The organism is Algoriphagus alkaliphilus, from assembly GCF_900103735.1.
In the GTDB taxonomy this organism is placed as follows: domain Bacteria; phylum Bacteroidota; class Bacteroidia; order Cytophagales; family Cyclobacteriaceae; genus Algoriphagus; species Algoriphagus alkaliphilus.
This window is the reverse complement of sequence record NZ_FMXE01000002.1, coordinates 82020-105573: the sequence shown is the minus strand read 5'-3', so window position 1 is coordinate 105573 and position 23554 is coordinate 82020. Positions and strand designations below refer to the sequence as shown.

Annotated in this window: 26 protein-coding genes; 14 read left to right on the top strand and 12 right to left on the bottom strand. The window is 42.9% G+C overall.

What is annotated here, in order from left to right:
• Positions 1 to 62: 62 nt before the first annotated feature.
• The 3 genes from BLQ81_RS00505 to BLQ81_RS00495 all read left to right on the top strand — a co-directional run bounded on the left by BLQ81_RS00505 (position 63) and on the right by BLQ81_RS00495 (position 1104).
• Complete coding sequence (locus BLQ81_RS00505; protein ID WP_245693114.1) at positions 63 to 287, top strand: PLDc N-terminal domain-containing protein; 225 nt, start codon at positions 63 to 65, stop codon at positions 285 to 287.
• 3 nt (positions 288 to 290) lie between these two features.
• Positions 291 to 458 carry a PLDc N-terminal domain-containing protein gene (locus BLQ81_RS00500; RefSeq protein ID WP_092727992.1) on the top strand — a complete coding sequence of 56 codons (168 nt, stop codon included), beginning with the start codon at positions 291 to 293 and terminating at the stop codon, positions 456 to 458.
• A 271-nt stretch (positions 459 to 729) separates the two neighbouring features.
• Positions 730 to 1104 carry a type II toxin-antitoxin system VapC family toxin gene (locus BLQ81_RS00495; protein ID WP_092727991.1) on the top strand — a complete coding sequence of 125 codons (375 nt, stop codon included), beginning with the start codon at positions 730 to 732 and terminating at the stop codon, positions 1102 to 1104.
• On the opposite strand, the gene BLQ81_RS00490 is transcribed toward BLQ81_RS00495, so the two are convergent.
• Entirely contained in the window at positions 1081 to 1974 is an 894-nt protein-coding gene (locus tag BLQ81_RS00490; RefSeq protein ID WP_092727990.1) for a TIGR01777 family oxidoreductase, read from the bottom strand. The genes BLQ81_RS00495 and BLQ81_RS00490 overlap by 24 nt on opposite strands.
• Positions 1975 to 2124: 150 nt before the next feature.
• Here BLQ81_RS00490 and BLQ81_RS23005 point away from each other — a divergent pair, with 150 nt between their 5' ends.
• Genes BLQ81_RS23005 through BLQ81_RS00480 form a run of 3 tightly spaced genes read left to right on the top strand, consistent with a single transcriptional unit; the run spans position 2125 to position 3809 of the window.
• On the top strand, positions 2125 to 2691 hold the full coding sequence (locus BLQ81_RS23005; protein WP_317042007.1) for a chloride channel protein: 567 nt from the start codon (positions 2125 to 2127) through the stop codon (positions 2689 to 2691).
• Positions 2618 to 3328: a chloride channel protein gene (locus tag BLQ81_RS23000; protein ID WP_317042006.1), complete on the top strand. Its 711-nt coding sequence runs from the start codon at positions 2618 to 2620 to the stop codon at positions 3326 to 3328. Before BLQ81_RS23005 ends, BLQ81_RS23000 begins: the two co-directional genes overlap by 74 nt.
• 22 nt (positions 3329 to 3350) lie before the next feature.
• Positions 3351 to 3809 carry a GNAT family N-acetyltransferase gene (locus BLQ81_RS00480; protein WP_092728182.1) on the top strand — a complete coding sequence of 153 codons (459 nt, stop codon included), beginning with the start codon at positions 3351 to 3353 and terminating at the stop codon, positions 3807 to 3809.
• Here the strand turns inward: BLQ81_RS00480 and BLQ81_RS00475 are convergent.
• Genes BLQ81_RS00475 through BLQ81_RS00460 form a run of 4 tightly spaced genes read right to left on the bottom strand, consistent with a single transcriptional unit; the run spans position 3806 to position 8925 of the window.
• Positions 3806 to 4615, bottom strand: a complete 810-nt coding sequence (locus tag BLQ81_RS00475) for an ion transporter (RefSeq protein ID WP_092727989.1) — start codon at positions 4613 to 4615, stop codon at positions 3806 to 3808. The two genes, BLQ81_RS00480 and BLQ81_RS00475, sit on opposite strands and share 4 nt — an antisense overlap.
• Positions 4616 to 4638: 23 nt before the next feature.
• Positions 4639 to 7107 carry a bifunctional UDP-N-acetylmuramoyl-tripeptide:D-alanyl-D-alanine ligase/alanine racemase gene (locus BLQ81_RS00470; protein WP_092727988.1) on the bottom strand — a complete coding sequence of 823 codons (2469 nt, stop codon included), beginning with the start codon at positions 7105 to 7107 and terminating at the stop codon, positions 4639 to 4641.
• Between the two features lies 1 nt (position 7108).
• Complete coding sequence (locus tag BLQ81_RS00465; protein WP_092727987.1) at positions 7109 to 8173, bottom strand: lysylphosphatidylglycerol synthase transmembrane domain-containing protein; 1065 nt, start codon at positions 8171 to 8173, stop codon at positions 7109 to 7111.
• A gap of 2 nt (positions 8174 to 8175) precedes the next feature.
• The gene (locus BLQ81_RS00460; protein WP_092727986.1) at positions 8176 to 8925 is read right to left on the bottom strand and encodes a segregation and condensation protein A; all 750 of its coding nucleotides are present in this window, start codon (positions 8923 to 8925) and stop codon (positions 8176 to 8178) included.
• 178 nt (positions 8926 to 9103) lie between these two features.
• On the opposite strand from BLQ81_RS00460, the gene dxs reads away from it, so the two are divergent.
• Together dxs and BLQ81_RS00450 are read left to right on the top strand one after the other, a co-directional pair.
• Positions 9104 to 11017 (top strand): 1-deoxy-D-xylulose-5-phosphate synthase, encoded by a 1914-nt coding sequence (gene dxs / locus BLQ81_RS00455; protein WP_092727985.1) that lies wholly within the window; start codon positions 9104 to 9106, stop codon positions 11015 to 11017.
• Positions 11018 to 11027: 10 nt separating this feature from the next.
• Positions 11028 to 11804 (top strand): alpha/beta fold hydrolase, encoded by a 777-nt coding sequence (locus BLQ81_RS00450; RefSeq protein WP_092727984.1) that lies wholly within the window; start codon positions 11028 to 11030, stop codon positions 11802 to 11804.
• Here the strand turns inward: BLQ81_RS00450 and BLQ81_RS00445 are convergent.
• From BLQ81_RS00445 to BLQ81_RS00420, 6 genes are all read right to left on the bottom strand, one after another.
• Positions 11780 to 12064, bottom strand: a complete 285-nt coding sequence (locus tag BLQ81_RS00445; RefSeq protein WP_092727983.1) for a DUF2442 domain-containing protein — start codon at positions 12062 to 12064, stop codon at positions 11780 to 11782. The two genes, BLQ81_RS00450 and BLQ81_RS00445, sit on opposite strands and share 25 nt — an antisense overlap.
• Entirely contained in the window at positions 12061 to 12366 is a 306-nt protein-coding gene (locus BLQ81_RS00440) for a DUF4160 domain-containing protein (RefSeq protein ID WP_092727982.1), read from the bottom strand. Before BLQ81_RS00440 ends, BLQ81_RS00445 begins: the two co-directional genes overlap by 4 nt.
• Positions 12367 to 12408: 42 nt before the next feature.
• On the bottom strand, positions 12409 to 12894 hold the full coding sequence (locus tag BLQ81_RS00435; protein ID WP_092727981.1) for a GAF domain-containing protein: 486 nt from the start codon (positions 12892 to 12894) through the stop codon (positions 12409 to 12411).
• Complete coding sequence (ribD, locus tag BLQ81_RS00430) at positions 12887 to 13915, bottom strand: bifunctional diaminohydroxyphosphoribosylaminopyrimidine deaminase/5-amino-6-(5-phosphoribosylamino)uracil reductase RibD (RefSeq protein WP_092727980.1); 1029 nt, start codon at positions 13913 to 13915, stop codon at positions 12887 to 12889. Before ribD ends, BLQ81_RS00435 begins: the two co-directional genes overlap by 8 nt.
• The gene (locus tag BLQ81_RS00425) at positions 13912 to 14709 is read right to left on the bottom strand and encodes a DUF4382 domain-containing protein (protein ID WP_175454130.1); all 798 of its coding nucleotides are present in this window, start codon (positions 14707 to 14709) and stop codon (positions 13912 to 13914) included. The genes ribD and BLQ81_RS00425 overlap by 4 nt, the downstream gene beginning before the upstream one ends.
• Before the next feature lie 92 nt (positions 14710 to 14801).
• Positions 14802 to 15608, bottom strand: a complete 807-nt coding sequence (locus tag BLQ81_RS00420; RefSeq protein ID WP_175454129.1) for a DUF4382 domain-containing protein — start codon at positions 15606 to 15608, stop codon at positions 14802 to 14804.
• Positions 15609 to 15717: 109 nt separating this feature from the next.
• On the opposite strand from BLQ81_RS00420, the gene dgt reads away from it, so the two are divergent.
• The gene (gene dgt, locus BLQ81_RS00415) at positions 15718 to 17061 is read left to right on the top strand and encodes a dGTP triphosphohydrolase (protein WP_092728181.1); all 1344 of its coding nucleotides are present in this window, start codon (positions 15718 to 15720) and stop codon (positions 17059 to 17061) included.
• Between the two features lie 144 nt (positions 17062 to 17205).
• Here the strand turns inward: dgt and hflX are convergent, their stop codons facing one another.
• Complete coding sequence (hflX, locus tag BLQ81_RS00410; protein ID WP_092727977.1) at positions 17206 to 18471, bottom strand: GTPase HflX; 1266 nt, start codon at positions 18469 to 18471, stop codon at positions 17206 to 17208.
• 204 nt (positions 18472 to 18675) lie between these two features.
• Between hflX and rfbC the strand changes: the two genes are divergently transcribed.
• The 5 genes from rfbC to BLQ81_RS00385 all read left to right on the top strand — a co-directional run bounded on the left by rfbC (position 18676) and on the right by BLQ81_RS00385 (position 23397).
• Positions 18676 to 19230, top strand: coding sequence for a dTDP-4-dehydrorhamnose 3,5-epimerase (gene rfbC, locus BLQ81_RS00405; RefSeq protein ID WP_092727976.1), 555 nt, complete (start codon positions 18676 to 18678; stop codon positions 19228 to 19230).
• A complete protein-coding gene (locus BLQ81_RS00400) occupies positions 19230 to 19979 on the top strand; it encodes a tyrosine-protein phosphatase (protein WP_092728180.1) in 750 nt (249 codons plus the stop codon). The genes rfbC and BLQ81_RS00400 overlap by 1 nt, the downstream gene beginning before the upstream one ends.
• Before the next feature lie 9 nt (positions 19980 to 19988).
• Complete coding sequence (locus BLQ81_RS00395) at positions 19989 to 20942, top strand: NAD-dependent epimerase/dehydratase family protein (RefSeq protein ID WP_092727975.1); 954 nt, start codon at positions 19989 to 19991, stop codon at positions 20940 to 20942.
• A gap of 159 nt (positions 20943 to 21101) precedes the next feature.
• Entirely contained in the window at positions 21102 to 22517 is a 1416-nt protein-coding gene (locus tag BLQ81_RS00390; RefSeq protein WP_092727974.1) for a tetratricopeptide repeat protein, read from the top strand.
• A 109-nt stretch (positions 22518 to 22626) separates the two neighbouring features.
• Positions 22627 to 23397 (top strand): phosphosulfolactate synthase, encoded by a 771-nt coding sequence (locus BLQ81_RS00385; RefSeq protein ID WP_092727973.1) that lies wholly within the window; start codon positions 22627 to 22629, stop codon positions 23395 to 23397.
• The last annotated feature ends 157 nt before the right edge of the window (positions 23398 to 23554 follow it).

Here is a 23554-nt window from a genome sequence, read left to right as displayed (position 1 = left end):
AATTCTTACTAAGTTTTGTCAAAAAAAGCTATTTTGGACTGATGGTAAAAATAAATTGAAAAATGACAGTATTATTTGTTCAAAATATGGGGGGAGGAGTTTTGATTCTCTTTTTATTGTTTTCCATCGCTTACTTTATTTTTTGGGCCTACTGTCTCATCGATGCGATTCGATCCAATTTCAAGGACCCTAACATGAAGTTGATTTGGATTATCATTTTATTATTTGCTCACGGTTTGGGCCCGATCGCGTATTTGATTTTGGGCAAAGACTCTAAAACAAACTAGACTATGTGGAAATTTCTTGGAATCATCGTTTACGCCTATACCATTTATGATGTAGTGACAAGCAAGTTTGCCAATCCCAATGACCGGCTGATTTGGATTTTAATTGTTCTTTTACTTCCTCTTTTGGGAACGGTTCTCTGGTTTGTGATTGGAAGGAATAAGAGGATTTAAACTTCTTGGAGATTTCTGGCGAACCTTTGAATAAAATTGGTGCTTATACCATAAATATCAGATATTTATAAAATGCAGGACACCGTAATCATTGAGATCACAAATCCAAAAGCAAAAGATTTGTTGACACATTTAGAGGAATTACATTGGATAAAAGTTTTGAATAAAGAACCGAAAGAATCTCTCATTCTCCCGAAGAAGAAGTTTAGGGGATTCTTTCCAAAAAACAAGGTTTGGACCTGAAGGAACACATTCAAACTTCAAGAAATGAATGAGGGGATATTTGATTGACTCAAACATTATTTCCGATTATTTTTCAGAAAATCTAACTCAAGATTTTTTAGATTTTTTAGATCCGATTTTTGAAAAGAGTCCATGCCTTTTGATCATTTCTCAAATTGAACTTTTGTCATGGAAAGCAGATCCAACCATTGAATCATTGATTCAGGAGTTTATTTCCGATTCTCGAGTATTTGAGTTGAGCCAAGAAATTATTTCTACTTGTATTGCAGCTACAGCAATTGTGGAGGATTTGGTATTGATTACGAAGAATATTCGAGATTTTTCAAAAATAAAAGGGCTAAGAATTCTAAATACTTCAGATTTTGTTTGGCAAATTCAATCAATTGCGAAATATGTCTTTTAGCGCAGCGGACAATTCATAAAACTCAAACTGAAATCCCGCCTTTTGAATTTTTTGGCAGGAAACCCGGTTGCCTCCAAGTACCATTGCCGCCATTTCTCCCAAAACTAGTTTCAAAGCGAAACCAGGAACTCCGATCCCGATATAAGTTTTTCCTTTGGCATGTGCGGCTTCTTGGGTGAGTTGCTGATTTGTTGCGGGGTTGGGAGCGACGGCATTATAGACTCCCTGTAGGGTGGTTTTTTCCAATGCAAAAACAAACATTCTGGCCAGATCTTCGATGTGGATCCAGCTCATCCACTGATCCCCTGACCCAAGGGGTGCAGCCACCGGTGGTTTTAACATTTCTCCTAAAGCGCCTCCCTCAGCATCCAATACTATTCCTATCCGAAGTAAGACTGTCCGGATGTCAAGACTTTCCATTTTTTTCACTTCATTTTCCCAAGCTTTTACGACCTCTGCAAGGAAGTCTGAACCTGCTGCACTGGTCTCATCCACTAGAGAAGTCCCGGTATTAAAGCCATAATAACCGACAGCTGATGCAGAAATAAATGTATTTGGTCGATTTTCAGCACTTTCCAAAGCTTTGAATAGTAATTGGGAACTTTGGGTTCGGGATTCGAGAATCAGTCTTTTTCGTTCTGGTGTCCAGCGTTTTTCGGCGACTCCGGCACCTGCCAAGTGGATGATGGCATCTGCCCATTCCATTGCTTCGTGATCAATCTCTCCCTTTTCAATATTCCAGAGGAAAGTCTTTTGGCCAGAATGAACAGATCTACTCAGCCACGCGACTTGATAGTCCTTTTTTTCAAGTAGTTCTGTGATTTGCTGACCTACCAGTCCTGATCCGCCGGTGATTAAAATATTTTGCATAGTGACAATTTCTAAAGTAACCTTAAAAACCCGGAATTGGTTGACCTGTACGATTTCGAGACAATCGTCCGAGCATTAAGTTTGGGTTTATTTCTTTGATTTTAACACACTTTTCTGTTTTGAACCTTATTTTGCGCCAAATCTCTAACCGTGAACGGAAAAGAATTAGCAAGATACGTTGCGCTTTGGCTTGGACTGGCTACTCTGGTAGGTATTCTTTCAGGCTCAGCATCTGCGATTTTTCTGGATTGGGCAACAAATTTTCGAGAAGCAAATCTTTGGCTGATAGCACTACTCCCGCTAGCGGGCTTCGGGATCGGTTATGTTTATTACCATTACGGGGCCAATTCTACAAAAGGGAATAATCTCCTGCTGGAAGAGTTGTACCAAAGCAAAAATCCTATTCCCTTGCGAATGACTCCATTCGTTCTTTTTGGGACAATTATTACCCATCTTTTTGGAGGATCGGCTGGACGGGAAGGAACGGCTGTTCAAATGGGAGGATCCTTGGCAGATCAGTTGACCAAGTGGTTTTCACTCAATCAGGAAAACAGACGACTGATCATTATCTGTGGAATAGCGGGTGGCTTTGCTTCTGTTTTTGGAACTCCTTTGGCAGGAGCTATTTTTTCGCTGGAGTGGGATGACACGAAGATTTTGGTGGGAATCAATTTTCCCGGCTTTTTTAGCCGCATTTGTGGCGGACTGGACTTGTGAATTGGCTTGGGGAGTTGGGCATACGCATTATTCCATTCCGGAAATCCCGATTCACTCTTTTGTAAATTTGGCTTGGGTTATTCCGGCGGCAATTGCCTTCGGACTATCTGCCCGGCTCTTTGCCGAGACAGGCCATGCCATTTCCGCATTTTTCAAAAAAACTGTTGCCTACCCTCCCCTTCGTCCGGTCATAGGCGGAACTTTGGTTGCCTTGATTGTGTACTTTTCAGGGACGACGACTTACATTGGTTTGGGAATTCCTAGGATAGTGGAGGCTTTCGAAACGCCCTTGCCTTGGTATGATTGGTTGGTTAAAACCGGTTTGACCGGGTTGACATTGGGTTCGGGTTTCAAAGGTGGAGAGGTTACTCCTATATTTTTTACTGGAGCTACACTTGGAAATGCACTTTCAACCTGGATTCCTTTGCCATTGGCACTTTTGGCGGGCATGGGCTTTGTCGGAGTTTTCTCGGGAGCTACGAATACTCCGATGGCCTGTACAGTAATGGGTATGGAGCTTTTTGGCTATGAATCAGGAATTTTCCTGGGATTGGCTTGCCTGGTAGCTTATTTTTTCAGCGGAGGAGGAAGTATTTATGCTTCGCAAAATTTGGGGTGGAAAGGAAAACTTCCCTGAAATTGACCAGAAAAACAGAATGATGAATTCCAGAAATTTTTCAATCCAGCCCTATCAGCATCCGTTTCGAAAGCAAATTCTCACAGTTTGGGAAAAGTCAGTGCTTGCTACCCATGAATTTTTGACGGAAGGGGATTTTCTGGAAATCAAAAAAATGGTCGAGTCCATTGACTTTAATGAATTTGAAGTTCACTGTCTTTTGGACGACCAAAAACAGGTTTTGGGCTTTTTGGGGGTGCTGAACGGAAAAATTGAGATGCTTTTTTTGGATCCTTTTTGGATTGGAAATGGAATGGGAAAGCTTCTACTTGACTTTGCTAAAGTAAAATTGAATTGCAAAGAAGTAGATGTGAATGAGCAAAACGAGTCTGCTCGAAAATTCTACGAGAAGTCTGGGTTTGAAGTAGTCGGTCGTTCTGAAAAGGACGGTGCAGGAATGGACTATCCAATCTTACACATGAAACTAAAAAATGAAACTTAATCAGTTTTTTGTCCACATTTCCTGCAAAATTTATCGTTTGGTTCCAATCGGTCAAATCCACAATAAGTACAGCTTTTTAGCTGATCAAAATAGTCTAAGTTTTTTCTTCTGGCTATTTCCGAACTTACGATTCCGGTAGGTACTGCTATGATGGCATAGCCCATCAACATGATCAGGGAAGCCAAGAATTGTCCGACGGGAGTCTGCGGGGTAATATCTCCAAATCCCACCGTCGTAAGGGTCACGATGGCCCAATACATTCCAACCGGAATGCTGGTATAGCCATTTTCAGGACCTTCTATTACAAACATAAGGGTGCCCATAATCAGTACGATGGTAAGCACTGAAAACAGAAAAATCTGGATCTTTGCCGCACTCGCTTTGAGCGATTCCCTCAGGAAATTAGCCTCAGATAAATATCTTCCCAGCTTCAAAATCCGGATCACCCGCAACAGTCTGAGTGCCCGGATCACTGATAATGACTGAGAATGGATGATAAAGAAACTGAGGTACATCGGCAAAATCGCCAACAAATCCACAATACCATAAAAGCTCGTGACGTACTTGAGCGTTTTGGTAGTTAGCCAAATGCGAAGGATGTATTCTAGGGTAAAAAGGAAGGTGAAAGAGAGTTCCAGAATGTAAAAGATCTTGCCATATTTCAGATGGAGTTCACTTACAGAATCCAAAATGGCAATAATGATCGACCCGAAAATCAACAAAAGAAGTACCAGGTCAAAAGTCTTCGAGGCCTTGTCATTGGATTCAAAGACGATGTGCGCGAGTTTTCTTTTTGTCAGTACCATGGAGAAATTTAGAGAAAATTTGGTTAATCCAAGTAATAGACCCGCTTCACGCGCGTGCTGATATTGGTCAGCAATTCATAAGGAATTGTGCCAATTTGGTCGCCGAGTTCCTTTAATGAAATTTGCTCTCCGTAAATAATTGCCTCGTCACCTGCCTTGGCATCGATATCACTGATGTCCACCATGGTCATATCCATGCATACATTTCCGATGACTGAAGCTTTTTTGCCATTGATCAGGACGTAGCCTTTTCCTTGGGAAAATCTGCGGTCATATCCATCGGCATACCCAATGGCTAAAGTCGCTATTTTTCCTCCATGAGGCAATTTTCCTTTTCTTGAGTAGCCGACCGTTGCTCCCGGAGGAAGTATTTTTACCTGAGAAATGGTCGTTTTCAGCGTGCTGACTGATTTTAATTCAGCGTCACGTTTTCCTGTGACCTCGACTCCATAAAGCCCAATTCCCAATCGGACCATGTCCATCTGGAATTCCGGATAGCGTATGATTCCGGCAGAGTTGAGTGCATGGACCAACGGTCTGTAGTCCAGAATTTCTTCCAATTCCTCCTTCATTTCCATGAATAGCCTAAGCTGACCAAGAGAAAATTCTTCGTGCTCTTCTTCATCCGCTCCCACTAGATGGGTATAGAGACTCGCAATCCCCAACTCAGGAAAAGAATGGATCAGTACTTTCAATTCCTCCAGCTGTAGCTTTTCAAAACCCAATCGATGCATTCCTGTATCCAGATCCAAATGAATCGGAAGTTGGATCTGATGATTTTGGGCATATCTACCCAGTTTACCGAAAAAATCAGGGCTGAAGACGACCGGCTCGAGATCAAACTCACGAAGCAAATCGAATGATTCTTCGACCGGATTGAGTACCATTATTGGAAGACGAATTCCCTGTTTTCTGAGAGAAACCCCCTCATCAGAAAATGCCACAGCCAGGTAATCTGCTCCCATGGTCTGTAGGTGGTTTGCTATTTCAGCGGCACCACCTCCATAGGCAAACGCTTTGACCATCACCATCATTTTGGTTTCTGGCTTGACCTGTCTTTTGTAAAAATTGAAATTATGCGTCAGTGCATTCAGGTTAATTTCCAGGGTGGTGCCATGGATTCGCTGCTGAAGCCTGTTGACGATTCGCTCAAAAGCAAATGGCCGGGCTCCGGTGATCAAAATCAGATCATTTTGAAATGCATCGGTATCTATCGACTGAAGGAGGGCTTCGGTAGTAGGATAGTTGCTAAACTGGTTTGGGAAAAAATCTCTCAGTCGACTGACATCACCTCCGACACCTATTATTTGATCGAGTCCATAGGATTTGATCAATTCTGAAACTTCGGAATAGATTTTTTCAGGAATTCCTTGCTGAAGCAGATCTGAAAGAATCAGGATTTTTCGGCGTTTGGGTCGTTGTTGGCTGAGAAATTCAAGCGCAACTTTAAGGCCGGCGATGTCATTGTTATACGTGTCATCGATGATCAGTGAATCATTCAGCCCCGGTTTAAGTGTGAGTCGCATGTCCACGGGCTTGAGGTGCTTGAGCCCTTCCTGTATGGAGGGAATCTCTTGCCCTAATGTCAGCGCTGCAACAATGACATGTGTGATGTTTTCGATGGAGGCGGTGTCGGTGAACGGAATCTGAAAAGTGAAGGTATTCAGGTCACTTTTGATCAGGATAAGTTTGGTCTGAGTTTCCTGTTTTTTGGCAGAAACCACAAAATCCGCCCCCGGCTTTTCTGACCAGGAAATCAGCCGTTCTTTTGAAAAGGTTTCCTGAATTTCTTTACTGACAAGGGCTTGATCCCTGCAGTAAATGAGCAATTGGCTATTCTGGAAAAGTTGAAGTTTCTCCCTTATTTTCTCTTCAATACTTGAAAAACCTTCCTCATGTGCCGTCCCGATATTGGTGAATATCCCCAAATTCGGGCTGATCATTGCCGATAGCGTGTGCATTTCACCTAGTTTGGAAACTCCCGCTTCAAGAATGGCGACTTGATGATAAGCCTGAATCCCAAAAATCGAAAGCGGTACGCCTACTTGGGAGTTGTAGCTTTTAGGGCTTTTGGCAACCGTAAAGCTTTGGCTTAATACCTGCCCAAGCCATTCTTTTACAATTGTTTTTCCATTGCTTCCCGTGATTCCAACGACGGGTTTTATAAATTGACTTCGTTGGAATGAAGCGATTGCCTGAAGTGCATTTCGGGTGTTTTTTACCGGAATAAAAGTGGCATTTTTTGCTAATTCTGGGTCTATTGTGCGGTCCTGATGCACGAGAAATACGCGAAGACCGGCTTGAATCAGCGTTGGGATAAAATCTGCTCCATCAGCTTTGACTCCTCTCAAGGCGACGAAAAGACATTGCTCCGGTTGGATAATCTGCCTTGAGTCGATGCTGATCTGAGTAATCAATCCGGGAAATTCTTTCCCCTGAGCTTTTCCTCCCGTCAATTCTTCCAGTTGCGTTATGGATAGCGAGCTGAGCATATTATTCCTCTCCTACTGGTTTCTTTTTGAAAAAGACTTGCCGTATCCATCGTGGAAGAAAAATCGCTCCTAAAATCAAATACGGGTAGTAGGAAAACAACCTCCAGACGATACTTGTCACAAAGGTATAACCTCCCAGAAACTGGGTGAAGAATTGTGCATAGAAGAACTCCGCCGTGCCGCTGCTCCCTGGAGTTGGGGATATCATCATGACGATCCACATAATCACCTGTCTTGCAAAAACGATAATCTCTTGTTCGAAGGATAAAGGAACAAATGCTGAAATCAGTGCATTCAACATCAAATATCTGGAGGTCCAAATGAATACAGTTGCTCCGATGATAGGCAACCAAAAGCCAGCTCTTTTTCCTCGCAATTCCCGGGAAGCCTCGATGATCTGATTGCCATATTCCTGCGCATCATGCTTCCATTTACGGAGAAATTTCAGGCTGAAAATTTTGATCAACACCCACTTAAAGACCCTTGGCCTGAAAAACAAAGCGGCAGACATCACCAAGGTGTAAGACGCGTAAAGTCCATAGCTGATCCAAAAGATTGCCTGAAGGCTATTTTCCATTTGGGTTTCAAGCAGCTTGCTCTCGGGAAAAATGTTTCCTTTTGCGAAATAAAGGATGATCGGAGCTCCGATGACAAAGAAAAGATTATCCAAAATTGCGGTCACCATTACAAAAGCGATGGCTTTTCCCATTTTGATTCCTTCTTTGTTGAGAATAAACATCGCTACGGCAGTTCCTCCCACTACCGAAGGAGTCACCGCAGAGGCAAATTCCCAGAGGATTATGACATAGATCGCCCGTGTCCAGGTGAGTTGGCGATCTGTAATCTCGCGTATCCGATAGACATACCCTAAATCTCTAAAAAACAATACAAGAATGGCAAAAAACAGCCAGGGTATCGAGGCATCAAATACCCCTTTGAGTGATTCGGCTGTAATCGAGGGGTCGAGGTAAAACATCGCAAAGACTATCCCAAGTCCTATGATGATGGGTACCCATACTTTATTTGGGTTTAATGTTTTAAAGATCTTCTTGTTGTCCAGCTTCATACTTAGGCTGCAGCTATTGGCTCAGTCTTTTCTACCCAAAAATTATTATACCCATCACCGATGATAATAGTGATCAGGGAAAGTTGAAGAAGCTCTAGGATCGCTAAGAACGTATAAATCACAAAGATTTTTTCTGGTTTGAATTGGATGAATTCCTCAAAAGGTACTTGTTTTTTAAAACTTATTTTTTCCAAAACAAAGTCTTTTTGCTGCTCAATGGTATAAGGGTACTGAATTACAGTATGTTTTGTTTCGTCAACTCTGGAGGCAAGTCTTGCCATACATTTTTGGAAAACCCTGAGCAACTTGTAGAGATCAACATGTTGCATCTCAGCTTCAACGTCTTCATTTTTGCTTAGTTCTAAAAGTTCTTGTGCGAGATTTCCTCTTTTTACCTTTGAGAGCCTGAGGGACTCCATTTGAGCCATTTCTTCAATTACAGACTTGTATTTTTTGTACTCCAAGAGGTTCCTGATGAGTTCTTCCCTCGGATCTACTTCTTCCCCTTTTTCATTGAGCTCAGGCCGGGGAAGCAGCATGCGAGATTTGATTTTCATCAGCGTGGCTGCAAAGAGAATAAAATCGCTGGCAACCTCAATCTCCATTTTTTCCAACTGATGAATATACTCAAGGAAGTCATTGGTAATCTTGGAGATTGGGATGTCGTAAATATCAAGCTCATCCCGCTCGATGAAGAACAGCATCAGGTCGAATGGGCCTTCAAAAAGTGGCAATTTGATCTCGAAACTCACCGGATTGTAATTTTATTGGTTAATTTTGCGGACTGTCTGCCAAAGATATTCAAATACGCTAAATTAATCGGAGGGGTAGGGATATAAAGCAAAACCGTCTTTCTGCTTAATTTAATAAGCAAGTGAAACAAACTATTCTGCTTACTGTTATTCCCTATTGACACCTAGACTTCAGAAAATGCAAATCACTCCCGGAGAACTACTCGCACAAATCAATACTCCCGATGACCTGAAGAAATTTCCGAAGGAAAAATTAGTCCAAGTTTGCGACCAATTGCGTCAGTTCATTGTGGACAATGTATCGGTCTATGGAGGACACTTTGGGGCTAGTTTGGGTGTGGTAGAATTGACCGTGGCATTACACTATGTACTCAATACTCCTGAAGATCAATTGGTATGGGATGTGGGTCATCAGGCCTACGGACATAAAATTTTGACTGGAAGAAAAGAGAAATTTCACACAAATCGTGTCTATGGTGGTCTTTCGGGCTTTCCGAAGCGGAAAGAAAGTGAATTTGACACATTCGGTGTCGGACATTCCAGTACCTCGATTTCTGCCGCACTTGGAATGGCAGTCGCTTCTAAATACAAAAACTCCAATATTCAGCATGTAGCGGTAATCGGTGATGGATCGATGACCGGAGGAATGGCATTTGAAGCCATGAATCACGCGGGGGTCAGTGATACCAACTTATTGATTATTCTCAATGATAACTGCATGTCCATCGACCCGAATGTCGGGGCATTAAAAGATTATCTGACTGATATCACCACTTCTCCTACTTACAATAAAGTAAAAGATGAAGTGTGGAAGATGCTGGGTAAATTAAGCAAGTTTGGCAGCAGTGCTCAGGAAATTATATCCAAAGTAGAAGGAGCAATCAAATCTGCGGTACTGAAACAAAGCAATCTTTTTGAATCGCTCAATCTTCGTTATTTCGGTCCTGTTGACGGGCATGATGTAAACCATCTTGTCGAAATCCTCAACGATATGAAGGATATTCCCGGACCAAAAATTCTTCATTGCATCACGGTAAAGGGCAAAGGGTATGCCCCTGCCGAAAATGGCAATAAAACCACCTGGCATGCCCCCGGGACATTTGATAAAGTAACGGGCGAAATTTTCAAAAAAACACCAACTGCCCCTCAGGCACCAAAATATCAGGATGTTTTCGGGCACACCCTGGTCGAATTGGCTGAAATGAACCCCAAAATTATGGGTGTGACGCCTGCTATGCCTTCCGGGTCTTCGCTCAACATCATGATGAAGGCAATGCCCGATCGTGCTTTTGATGTCGGAATCGCCGAGCAGCATGCGGTGACTTTTTCCGCAGGTCTAGCAACTCAAGGCTTGGTTCCTTTCTGTAATATTTATTCCACATTTATGCAGCGGGCCTACGATCAGGTTGTCCATGATGTGTGTCTTCAAAACTTGCCCGTCGTGCTTTGCTTAGACCGCGCTGGCTTTGCCGGGGCTGACGGTCCTACACATCACGGGGCGTACGATATTGCTTTTTTCCGTTGTGTTCCCAATCTCGTGGTGTCCTCTCCGATGAATGAAGAAGAACTGCGAAATCTAATGTATTCCGCCTCAATCCATGAGGGACCTTATTCGATCCGATATCCAAGAGGTAACGGTGTGATGCCGGAGTGGAGAACTCCACTGCGTCAGATTCCTGTCGGTCAGGGAAGGATTGTAAAAGAAGGCGAAGAAGTGGCAATTTTATCCATAGGACATATTGGGAATTATGCCGTGCAAGCCTGCGCCACATTGGCAAAAGAGGGTTTGAATCCTGCACATTACGACATGCGCTTTGTGAAGCCATTGGACGGGGAGTTACTTCATGAGATTTTTGGCAAATTCAATAAAGTGGTTACGATCGAAGATGGTTGCCTGATGGGTGGTTTCGGGTCGGCAGTGTTGGAATGGATGGTTGACAATGGCTATTCTGCTCAGGTAAGACGTCTGGGAATTCCGGATGATGTGATCGAACACGGCGAGCAAATCGAGCTTCATCGTGAGTGTGGATTTGATCCTGAAGGAATAGCGGAGGCTGTCAGAAGCCTTTCAGAAGTAGTTCGCGTTTCCTAAAAACTCCCAAATGTCTTGTATTCATTTTTTTGAAAAAGGAAAAGGTCAGCCTTTAATTCTGATTCACGGATATTGTGAAACGGGTAACATGTGGCTTGACTTTGCGGAAGCACTTTCTAATGAATTTCGGGTGCTTTGCCCCGACTTGCCCGGGATTGGAAACTCCCCGATTTCAGGTCATCAGCTTTCTTTGGAAGAAGTGGCGGTTTCATTGGAAGAATGGATGGAGTCCAACCAAATCGAAAATCCAATCCTAATCGGTCATTCACTCGGAGGGTATGTTTCCTTGGCACTTTTGGAATTGATGGGAAATCGCATCAAAGCAATTGGCCTTTTTCATTCCACCGCTTTTGCCGATGATACAGACAAAAAGGCAATGCGAAACCGGACGATCACTTTTCTTCGAAAATATGGAGTTGAGAAATTCGTCACCTCATTCGTCCCCCCGCTTTTTCCCGAAAACAGAAGAGAAGAATTGTCCGGAGAAATTGAGGACGCAATCGAAGATGCAAAACGATGCAGTTTGAATGGACTGATTGCTTTTTCAGGAGCTATGAGGGATCGGAAAGATAGACTGGAGTTGCTTAGACAATACTCAGGTCCAAAATTACTGATTGCCGGCACATCAGATGGAGCGGTAAAAATTGAAGCCAGCCGCGCCCAAAAGGATACTTTCACCCATTATTTTGAACTGCAAGGAGTGGGACACATGGGAATGATCGAGCAAAAATCAGAGACTTTGGAGATCGTTAGAGAGTTTTGTCAAGCTGTAATCTCTCCAGCATAAAGATCCGAAACTGGAAAAATTAGATCAAAATCATTCCAGTTGAGGTTTCCATCCCTAATTTCAAACTTCTTGAATAATTCGAGTTCCAGATATTTTTGTATTTCAGGATGTTTTGAATTTTTCAAGAATTGTTCAAAATCAACTTTTTGAATTTTCCCATCGGTAAATCTAATTTCAAGAAGATAGTCACGAATCCATTCAGCCTTCAAAACTTCAATCTGAATGATATCATTATCCAATTTGTCGTATGTAAATCTCATTTAATTCGCTCGGTTATTTTTTCAAATTCGATTTTTTTATGGTAAACGAAATAGTCTACCCACTTTGCAACGATTTTTAGCCCATAGCTTTCTAAAAATACTTGAAATTCTTTTAAGTCCTTGTCTTTGAGTGGCTTTTTCCCTTTAACTGAAGATATAACAACTTCCTCAATTTGCCCATTTACCAAAATAAACTCGGCTTTACTTTCAAATTCACCGCTTTTAGCATGAACATGAATTGGTTCGTGCTCATTGGAATAAAAGAAAAAGATGATTCCGAAATATTCAAAAATTTTTGGCATAAAAATCTAGTTTATAGCCTTAATATCTATTATTAGCTGAAATTAGTCAAGCATACTCCCCAATATCCCCATCAATTCTTCCAGATACTTCTGATCCGTCTCATCAAAATCAGCCAATAGATCGCTGTCCACATCGAGAACCATTGCAACCTCATTTCCTCTGAAAACCGGTACTACTATCTCAGACTTCGAAGCTGAACTACAGGCAATGTGTCCGGGAAATGCATCCACGTCCGGCACCAGTTGGGTTTTTGACTCCTTCCAAGCGGTGCCGCACACCCCTTTTCCAAAGTTGATTCGTGTACAGGCGATTGGCCCCTGAAAAGGCCCCAAGACCAACTGCTCATTTTTCACCAAATAAAACCCAACCCAAAAAAAACCAAAAGCTTCCTTCAAAGCCGCAGCAATATTTGCCAGATTGGCATACAGATCAGGTTCTTCGGAAATTAACGCTTCTATTTGGGGAAGCAAGGCCTCGTATTTCTCAGCTTTGGTTGCGGTATCGGGGATCAAAAGGGTCTCAGCCATGGTGGTAAATGTTTAAAATATCTTCGCCAATTGAAAGGGTTTCTGCTGGATTTTGGTTCAATATCGGGGCTGAAATTCCAGTTCCAAATTTTACTTTTCCGGTAAATACGCGTGCCTCATCCCAAAGACTTTTTTCGATGAATTGGGACAAAACCTTTGTTCCACCCTCGACAATCAGACTTTGGATTTTTCGGGAATGTAAGTCTTTCAACATGTCGTGCATGCCGAATTGTTCTCCGAGATTGACGAAATTGAGGTTTTCCTGAGTTTCCGATTTTTTGGAATTATAGCAAACTGTCGGAATGGTTTGGTCAAAAAGGGTAAGGTTTTGAGGAAGTTCCAACTTGGCATCCAGGACAACCCGCATGGGGGTTTTGCCTGCCCAATCCCGGACGTTTAGGTTTGGATTATCATGTAAGGCGGTGTTTTTCCCAACCAAAATCGCGCCCTCCTCGGCTCTCCATTTGTGAACCAGCTGACGGCTTTGGCTTCCGCTGATCCATTTGGAGGAGAAGTTTTCCCGAGCCACAAACCCATCTTGGGTCTGTGCCCATTTGAGAATCACATAGGGTCTGTGCTTTTCGATTTGGGTGAAAAAACGTCGGTTTTGCCAGCGGGCTTCTTTTTCCAAAACCCCCGTTTCAACTTCAATTCCTGCATTTTTTAGGATTTCAATCCCTTTTCCTCCTACTAAGGGATTGGTGTCGACGGCGGCTATCACAACCTTTTTCACTTGATTTTCTACGAGAAGATTGGCACAGGGAGGGGTTTTTCCCCAATGGGCACAGGGTTCAAGTGTGACATAAACTGTTGCCTCTTTCAGTAGATCCTTATTTTCAACCGAATGAACGGCATTGACTTCAGCATGTGGACCGCCATACTGATGATGGTGGCCTTCCCCGATGATTCGATCCTGATGTACTATGACACAACCCACCATTGGATTTGGACTTACATGGCCCCTGCCCCATTCGGCAAGTTCCAGTGCTCTTCTCATGTAGAGCTGATCCAATCGGTTCATTTCCTAGTAAGGGTGATACGTTCCAGAGGTGTTTTTTTCCCTTGTTCGACTTTCACATTGAGGATGGTGTTGGCATTATACCGGGAATCCTTAGGGTCAATGAAAACGGTGTAATCACCGGGTTCAAGCCGGAACAGGAAATTTCCGCCTGAATTGGTATGGGTACTCAATGAGTCAGTTCCTTTAATGGCATAAATCACCGGGCGGATTTCTGTCGGACTGGTGGTACCAGTCAATTCCCCTTTTCCGAATCCGGAAAAAGCCGCAATCGTCGGATTAAATTTCAGGGCAAGTGGATTGGAACCTGTTACTTGGATGGATTTTGCCAAGTCAAAGTCCAAGACTATATCATAAGAAATACCTTGCTCCAGATCAATGTTAAGAGATTGGAAATAATCGATTTTTCCATCTGGCAATTCCAAGGGAAATTTTTCCTTATTTAAGTACAGGGAATTTCCTGTTCCAAGTCTTAGTGTAATTCCGGTGATCACGCCCAGTTGCATTTCATTTCGGGCTACTGGAAGCGATCTGCCTCCGACAAACCGGGAAATGTCTACTTGCTTGTTCCCAAGTTCATAGGGCAGGAAAATCCGCTGGACATCTCCTCCTTGCCGACTGTTGGGCACGAACTCCAATTCTACTCCCTGGATTTCGACAACGACGGAATCCCATTTTGCTGGAGCGTCTATTAAAAGTATATTAACCAAAGCTTTGGGACTGGAATCCAAGTCTTGGCATGACCAGAGCAAGGCCGAAAAAAGTGCTAATGGAAGTAGGTGTTTGGTTTTAATCACAAAACAAATTTAGTCCAAAACTCTTCAATTTAAGTGTTTTGGACAAATGGAACTGAAAGAAAAATGCCGGATTGGAGTCCGGCATTTAAAATTTATTTGAGTGTGAGTGTGACAGCAGGGACGGTTGTTAATTTGCCAGCCTCCACGCTGATTCCTGTAATTGTTGCAGGATTGTACAGTTCGTTTGGCGTGAGGGTGAGGGTGTATGTTCCGGGTTGAATACCCTGTATCACGTAATTCCCTTTCGTGTCGGTAAAGGTGTTTAGGTCAACTCCACCTCCATTGACATTCACTTGGACAGGTTGAGCCGCGAGCGGAAGCACTTGGCCCTGCACTCCTTGAGACTGCTCCAGAAAAGCCCGAAGAACAGGTTTTAGAATGATATTGCCTGAGTTTCCGGCTACCACAATAGATTTTGCTACATCAAAATCAATCATCAGGTTATAGGAATTACCCGCATCAATTTCCTGATTCACTTTGATTTTAAGGCCACTTTGTTGTGCACTTGGAGTTTTGAGCTCCAGTCTGTTTCCATTTTTGATGAGGTAATTATCCTCTCCCAGGATGAGTCGGATTTGATCAATTTTTCCTTCGGGAAAATCCTCAGTGCCAAGTAGAAGGGTATTTCCGCCTGTTAGATCCAACAAGTTGATGTATTGGCTTCCTTCAAAAATAATTTCTTTCCAGGAATTATCATCTTCGGACATTTCACTTTTCCCGTGATCGGTTTTCACGCGTAGAGCCAAGACTTCGATCCAAACCTCATCAAAGTCTGCCGGGGCATCTACTAAGTAGAAGTTGACTCTGGCCTGTCCGGATTTGGGAGAATCGTCTGTGCCACAGGCGAAACTTGCCAATAAAATCAAGCTGAGTAATAGGTTTTTAACTAGGGCCTTCATGTGTGTGTTTTTATTTAGTTTCCTTTCAAAGGATTCAATCCCCATGCCAAGGCATCAAAGTTTTTTTAAATAGGAGATTAATCTCGGGAGCTTTTTAATTTTGGGGATGATGAAATGGGAAAAATTGCTGGCAAATGGACGTTTTGGTGAAACTCCAAGATCTCCAAATCTGGAATCCAGCAGAACAGAGTTTGAAATAGACTACGACAGAATCATTTTTTCGGCACCTTTTCGGAATCTTCAGGATAAAACACAGGTATTCCCTCTTCCTGAGCATGCCTTTGTTCACACACGGCTTACACATAGTCTGGAGGTCTCCAGTGTCGGAAGATCTCTGGGGAAGTCTGCTGGGGAGTTTCTCATCGAAAAGTATCCTACTTTAGAAAAATTGGGGATTTCTTCCTCAGCTATAGGGTCAATTGTAGCAGCGGCTGCGCTTACTCATGATATCGGAAATCCTCCGTTTGGGCATGCCGGGGAAGAAGCGATTTCAGACTTTTTCAGATTTCATGTCTATGGCAAAGTATGGGAAAAGCATGTCAGAGTAGACCAATGGTCTGATTTGGTCAACTTCGAGGGAAATGCCCAGGGTTTTCGAATGTTGGTTTCCAAGCAATTTGGGTTAAATCTGACCTATGCAACCTTGGCAGCTTTCACCAAATATCCAAGGCCAAGCTTGATCCCTCAGCGGGATATCGCACGAAAGAGCCAAAAGAAATTTGGATTTTTCATCAATCAACTCATCGATTTCGAATTGTTGACGGATACATTGGGAATTGAAAAAACAAGTGCAGAATGTTGGGTTCGACATCCACTCGCATTTTTGGTGGAGGCAGCAGATGACATCTGTTATAATATTATCGACCTTGAGGATGGTTGCACGATGGGCTTGATCAGTTTTGAAGAAACCGTCAGCTTGCTCAAGCCAATATTGGGTGACCGATTTGACAAGGAGAAATTGAAAGACCGAACTCAAGCCCAAAACCTTGGTATCCTGAGAGCAATGGCCATTGGACAATTAATTCGAGAATCGGTTGAAGTTTTTGTACTCTATGAGGAAGGTATGCGGAAAGGGAATTTTGATAAAGCGCTCACGGATATTATTCCATCGGCCAAAGCCCTTGCTGCCATTTCCACAGCTTCAGTAAAGAGTATCTATCGATCAAAAGTTGTCTTGGAAAAAGAAGCTGCCGGATTCCAGGTACTGGAAGGCTTGTTGTCTGTGTTTTCACAGGCACTTTATCATCAATTCTACAGCCCTGAATTGTTCTCCGGACAAGACAAAAGCATCCTGAGATTACTGCCGGAAGACTTTCCGCTGAAAGGCTGGGGTGCAGAAGTAAATCCTTACCCACTACTCAGAAATTTGGTCGATTTTATCTCCGGAATGACGGATAAATATGCCCTCAACCTGTATCGCAGGGTGAAAGGCATTTCCTTTCCGGGAATTTGAGGAAATACAAAAAAAAACCGGTGAGAGGTAATTCTCACCGGAGAGCTTATGAAAATTCATAGTTCTTTGTTGTATTCAAAAATTCAGTCAAGAAGTGCTCTTTAAATGAATTTCTGACCCTTTCGACCCGAAATTGAGTCAAATTTAATTCAGGATATCCTTTTCATTCCATTCGATGACTTCGTCTTCGAGGTAGTGGGGATATATTTTTCTGTGTTGTTTTTTGACTTCTGCCAACAGTGCTGCTCGAAATTCTTCTACATTTTCTGCCGAAGTTGCCGACATAAATACAGGCTTAATTCCATTTTTCTTTTCGTAAGCATCACTTAAGGCTTTGAAATCGACATAGCGCGTTTCCTGAAGTTCATGTTCGCTGATATGTTGGGATTCCTCTTCGGACGGCATTTGAAGTACAAGGTCGATTTTGTTGAAAACCAATAAAACAGGCTTGTCTCCCGCTTTGATTTCATTCAGTGTCTGAGTTACCACTCCGATTTGGTCTTCAAAAGCGTGATGCGAAATATCGACGACATGCACCAAAAGGTCCGCCTCGCGGATTTCATCCAAAGTTGATTTGAAGGATTCGATCAAGTGCGAAGGCAATTTGCGAATGAATCCAACGGTGTCAGAAAGTAAAAAGGGAACCTTCTCCAACACCACTTTTCTGACCGTGGAATCCACAGTTGCAAAAAGCTTGTTTTCAGCCAGAATATCCGTCTTGGTGATGAGGTTCATCAGCGTGCTTTTTCCCACGTTGGTATAGCCTACCAAGGCAACTCTCACCACTCCCTTGCGGCCTTTTCGCTGTGTGACCCCCTGTTTTTCGATTTCAAGAAGTTTTTCTTTCAGCAAGGTGATTTTAGCACGAATGTCCCGCTTATCCGTTTCGATTTCTTTTTCACCGGAACCACCCCGGGTACCTGTGCCACCGCGCTGACGCTCCAAGTGAGTCCACATGTTAGTCAATCGCGGCAATAAATATTGAAATCTGGCAAGTTCTACCTGCGTTTTAGCCTGTGCTGTTTGGGCCCTTTTGAGGAAAATGTCCAAGATCAACAAAGATCTATCATAGATTTTCACCTTGATTTCATTTTCCAAATTTCGCATTTGGGAAGGGCTCAAGTCATCATCGAATATGACCATGTCCACTTCGAAATGCTCCACATATGCCCTGATTTCTTCCAATTTTCCCGAACCAACAAAGGTCTTGATCTCCGGTTTTTCCATACGTTGGGTAAACCTGTAAACTGTCTTTGCACCGAGTGTTTCGGCCAAAAAGGCAAGTTCGTCCAGATGCTCTTCCACTTCCTGTTCGCTTTGTTGCTGACGAATCAGTGTGACAAGGATGGCGGTCTCCTCTTTTGGCGAGGTGTCGTGAAGTTTTTGGAGTTTTCTTGAAAATTTATTCATAACAAGTTCTATTCGTGGTAATCAACGGTCTTTTTTGGATAATAGGTTCCGCTTCATGGATTCTATATATCCGCCATCAAATCCTGATGGATGGGGAATTCGGCCTTCCAAGTACAAATTTGGGGATAATTATCTAGAATAGATTAGGATAGTCAATTGGGGAGTAGTTATTTTGCCCTACCAAGCTCAAGTATTTATCCCCAAATGGCAGAATTGCGCAGTGCTCCTATTGCTGGTCTTATTGAGATTTTTCCAAAAATTTTTCATGACAGCAGAGGCTATTTCTTTGAATCGTACAGACATGATTGGTTGGCAAAAAATGGTATAACTGTGGATTGGGTTCAGGACAATCAGTCCTTTTCTCAAAAAGGGACTGTTCGCGGGCTCCATTTTCAGCATGCGCCCTTTGCACAGGCCAAACTCGTCCGGGTAATATCGGGGAAGGTGCTCGATGTAGTGGTTGATTTGAGAAAGGATTCCCCGACTTTTGGAGCACACTACTCTACAGTATTAGATGGAGAAATAAACAACTTACTTTTCGTTCCGGTTGGATTTGCACACGGGTTTTCTGTATTGGAAGATGCTATTTTTGCGTACAAATGTTCTGATTATTACAATAAGCTTTCTGAAGGTGGAATCCTTTGGAATGATCCTAAATTGGGAATTGATTGGCGAATCGACGAGCCAATAATCTCCGATAAGGATAAAACTTGGACATCCTTGGCGGAATTTAAAATTCAAAGTAATGGGGGCTTATGATGGCATGGCTTGACGCATTCAAAAGAAAACCCGAAGAAACCACGCCACTGGACCTGTCGTGGCTGAAAGTGGACATGCACTCTCACCTGATCCCGGGGATCGATGATGGATCCAAATCCATGGAGGAATCGCTTGAATTGGTGAAGCGATTAGCGGATTATGGCTTGGAAAAAATAATCACCACCCCACATATCATGTCGGAATATTATCGTAATACTCCGGAAATCATCCATATGGGCTTGGAAGATCTCCGAAAGGCGGTCAAGAAAGAAGGAATTGCCATCCAAATAGATGCCGCAGCAGAGTACTACATGGATGAAATTTTCTTTGAAAAAGTGAAGGCAGGTGAAAAGATGCTCACCTTTGGAGACAGTTATATCTTGGTCGAAACCGGGTTTATCAATAAACCCCAAATGCTTTTTGACATCTTTTTTCATTTGGAGATGGCGGGTTATAAGCCGATTTTGGCTCACCCGGAGCGCTATCAATACCTAATTATGGATAAGAAACTTCAGGAAGAACTTTTCGAAAGAAACCTTCTTTTCCAGGTGAATTTGCTTTCGCTTACAGGATTTTATTCCAAGCAGGTCAAAGATTTTGGTGAAATGCTCGTCGATAAAGGAATGGTTGCGTTATTGGGAACAGATTGCCACAATGCACGCTACCTTGATATGCTTGACACCTTGCCAAAATACCAGAAGATTTATGAGAAACTGCAAAATCTCGAGTTAATCAATACCCGACTTTAGGATCCGGTTATGAATATTTTGATTACGGGAATTACGGGACTTTTTGGTAGTCAGCTTGCCAAAGAATTTAGTGCTTTGGGAAAAATTCATGGGCTAAAGCGTGAAAATTCCAGTTTGGACTTGGTTGAAGGAATTGACATCCAATGGCATATTGGTGAGTTGTCCAATACGGAATCATTGCTTGAAACTTTGGCCGGTATGGACCTCGTGATCCATTCGGCGGGCTTGGTTTCTTTCTCTGCCAGAGACAAAGAAAAACTTTATGAGGTAAATACCACCGGCACCGCGAATCTTGTCAATGCCATGCTGGCCACCGGAGTAAAAAAATTGGTCCACGTGAGTTCAGTATCAGCCATCGGAAGAAGTCCGGAATTAAGTGTGATTGATGAAGAATTCAAATGGGTAGAATCTCCATGGAATACCGAATACGCTGTTTCAAAATACTGGGCGGAATTGGAAGTTTGGAGAGGGGAACAGGAAGGCTTGGAGTTGATTGTGGTTAATCCCTCTGTTTTGCTTGGAAAAGTAAGTTACGGAAAGAGCAGTACAGCGATCTATTCTTATGTCATGGAGGAGGGTAACTTTTTTCCGAAAGGAGATTTAAATTACATAGACGTGAGGGATGCAGCGAAGATTACCCGTGAATTGGTTGAAAGCCAGGCTTGGGGTGAGCGTTTCATTTTAAATAAAGAGAGCATCTCGTACCAGGAATTTTTCTCAGAAAGCGCAACTGTTTTTGGAAAAAAAGGTCCCAGGTTTCCGCTTTCTGACGGACTAATTTCAATTGCCTCATTTACCCTATCGTTGCTCCGCGCTTTCGGATTGAGCAAAAGCCCCTTAAACAAGCAGACGGCTATGCTTTCTCAGCAAAAAATCAGATTTGACAATGCCAAAATCGAAAGGTTTTTAAGTTTCCGCTATTTTTCGCTCAGGGAAAGTCTGGAATGGGCGAAAACGCCATAAAACAAACTTAATATTTGGACGTGGCGTTATTGAGGGGTTAATTAAAACAGTCACCCTGTTTCCCTGAAAAAAAATCTTTTCAGGATTGAAAAAATTAAATGAAGTGAATTTTGAGATCCCTCTTTTATTGGTATCTTAAATAAACCATAACATCATCGAATGACCGGAGATCACGATCACGACTGGGAAGAAGATAAAAAACTCGTTGAGCGATTTGAAAATTCTCTGAAATCAAACCTCGACCTCTATTTTGAAGAAGAAGAACTGGAAGACATCATTCAGTTCTATTTCGACCAGCAAAAATTCCTCAAAGCACTGAGAGCTTCAGAATATGCCCTGGAAAAGTTTCCTTTTTCGGTGGAAATACGTTTGCTCAAAGCGCAGTGTCTTATTTTTAACGATGAGCTGGAAGAAGGATTAAGTATTCTGGAAAATCTGAATAACCTGTCTCCAAACAATGAAGATATCGTTTTGGCCTTGGCCAATGCACACATCTTGGCAGGGAGTCATCAGGATGGAATAGAGTTGCTCGAGAGTTATTTACCTATGGCGGAGGACAAAGCGGAAGTTCTTTACTCGCTTGGGAACCTCTATCGGGCAAAAGGAGACAACACCAAAGCCAGCGATTATTTTAAGGAAGCGGTGAAAAACCGAATCAACCACGAGGATGCCTTGTTTCAGCTGGCCATGATCACTGAAGAGGAAGGATCGTTTGACGAAATTCTCCAGTTTTATCAGGAATTTATTGATCAGGATCCTTATTCAGCAGGCGCTTGGTACAATTTAGGGGTAGTCTATAACCGACTGGGCCGGTTTGAAGATGCCATTTCCGCCTATGAATATGCGCTGATTATTGATGATGCCTTTGCATCGGCACACTTCAACCTTGGGAATTCTTTGATGAATACCCACCAATACGAGGCAGCCTTGGAGGCTTACCAAAACACCATCAACTGCGAAGGAGTCAATGCGGAAAACTGCTGCTACATGGGCGCAGCCTATGAGAAGCTGGGCAAAATCGATGAGGCCTTCAAATATTTTAAAAAGTCCGCAAAACTCGACGAAGAATACGACGACGCTTGGTTTGGACTTGGCATGTGCATGCTCAAGAAGGAAAAGTTTTTTGAAGCAATCCATTATTTCAAAAAGGCACTCAATCTCAATAAGGAGAATGCCAACTTCTGGGTGGGATTGGCAGACGCCGAATTCAATCTGGGCAACATGCAGGCAAGTTCGGAAGCCTATGAAGAGGCAATCAACCTCGAGCCCGGCATAATGGAGACTTATGTCAATCTTTCAGTGATCTATTTTGAGCAAAACCGCTTTGAAGAAGCTGTCGATGTCGTCCGTGAGGGAATCGAAGAAGCTCCGGAAGAACCCGAGCTGTACTATCGTATGGTTGTATATCTGGTAAAAATGGGCAAATACAAAGATGCGTTCTCATATTTGGAAAATGCGTTAACTTTGGACTATGATAAGCATACCATCTTGTATGAACTGATGCCTGAGCTCAAACAGCAGAAGGCAATCTACAAGATCATCACTCAATACCGGGATGATCATTCCCTGCTCTAAACTTTAAAACCTGGCAAATGAAATCAAGCATGACAAAAAAGTCACACACTGTGATGATCATCCCGCATGCAAGATTCCATGTGGCCATTAAAAATCAAATTATCAACACATGAATTATGTGCTAAAGAATATTCCTGTACGGACTGATAAGCCACGTACCACGGGATTTACTATGGCTATGGACAAGGGTCTTAGCCTTCGGGAAACCGAGGATTTTGTAGATAGTTGCTCTGATTTTGTAGACATCGTCAAACTGGGCTGGGCGACATCTTATGTCACCAAACGTCTTAATGAAAAGCTGGCAGTCTACAAGGCTGCAGGAATTCCGGTTTATTTGGGAGGCACGCTTTTCGAAGCTTTTATCGTCAGAGGTCAATTTGAGGATTACCGTAGAGTCCTTGACAAATACCAACTCGAATTTGCAGAAGTATCCGATGGTTCAATCTCACTGAATCACGATAAAAAATGTGAATACATAGCAACACTTGCCAAGCAGGTCACAGTTCTTTCCGAAGTTGGATCCAAGGATGCTGCCAAAATCATTCCTCCATACAAGTGGATCGAGCAAATGCAAACGGAGCTTGCTGCTGGTGCATGGAAGGTAATTGGAGAAGCCCGTGAAGGCGGAAATGTAGGCTTGTTTCGCGATTCGGGAGAAGTTCGTCAAGGATTGGTGGAAGAGATTCTAACCCAAGTGCCTGAAGAAAGAATCATTTGGGAGGCTCCTCAAAAGTCTCAGCAGGTTTGGTTCATCAAACTTTTGGGAGCAAATGTAAATCTCGGAAACATTAGCCCTACAGAGATCATTCCTTTGGAAACTATCCGTCTCGGACTCAGAGGAGATACTTTCGATCACTTCTTGGGAGAAATCAAACTTTAATCAAAATTTAACGAAGAGGGGCTGATCGATTCATCGTTCAGCCTCTATTTTGTTTGTGAATTCGTGTCTATCTGTCGGTAGACAGGCCAGCCAAAAACGGAGTTGGTAAATCATCATCCACCTGCCGGCGGGCAGCTGGGACCGCTGGAAGACAAAT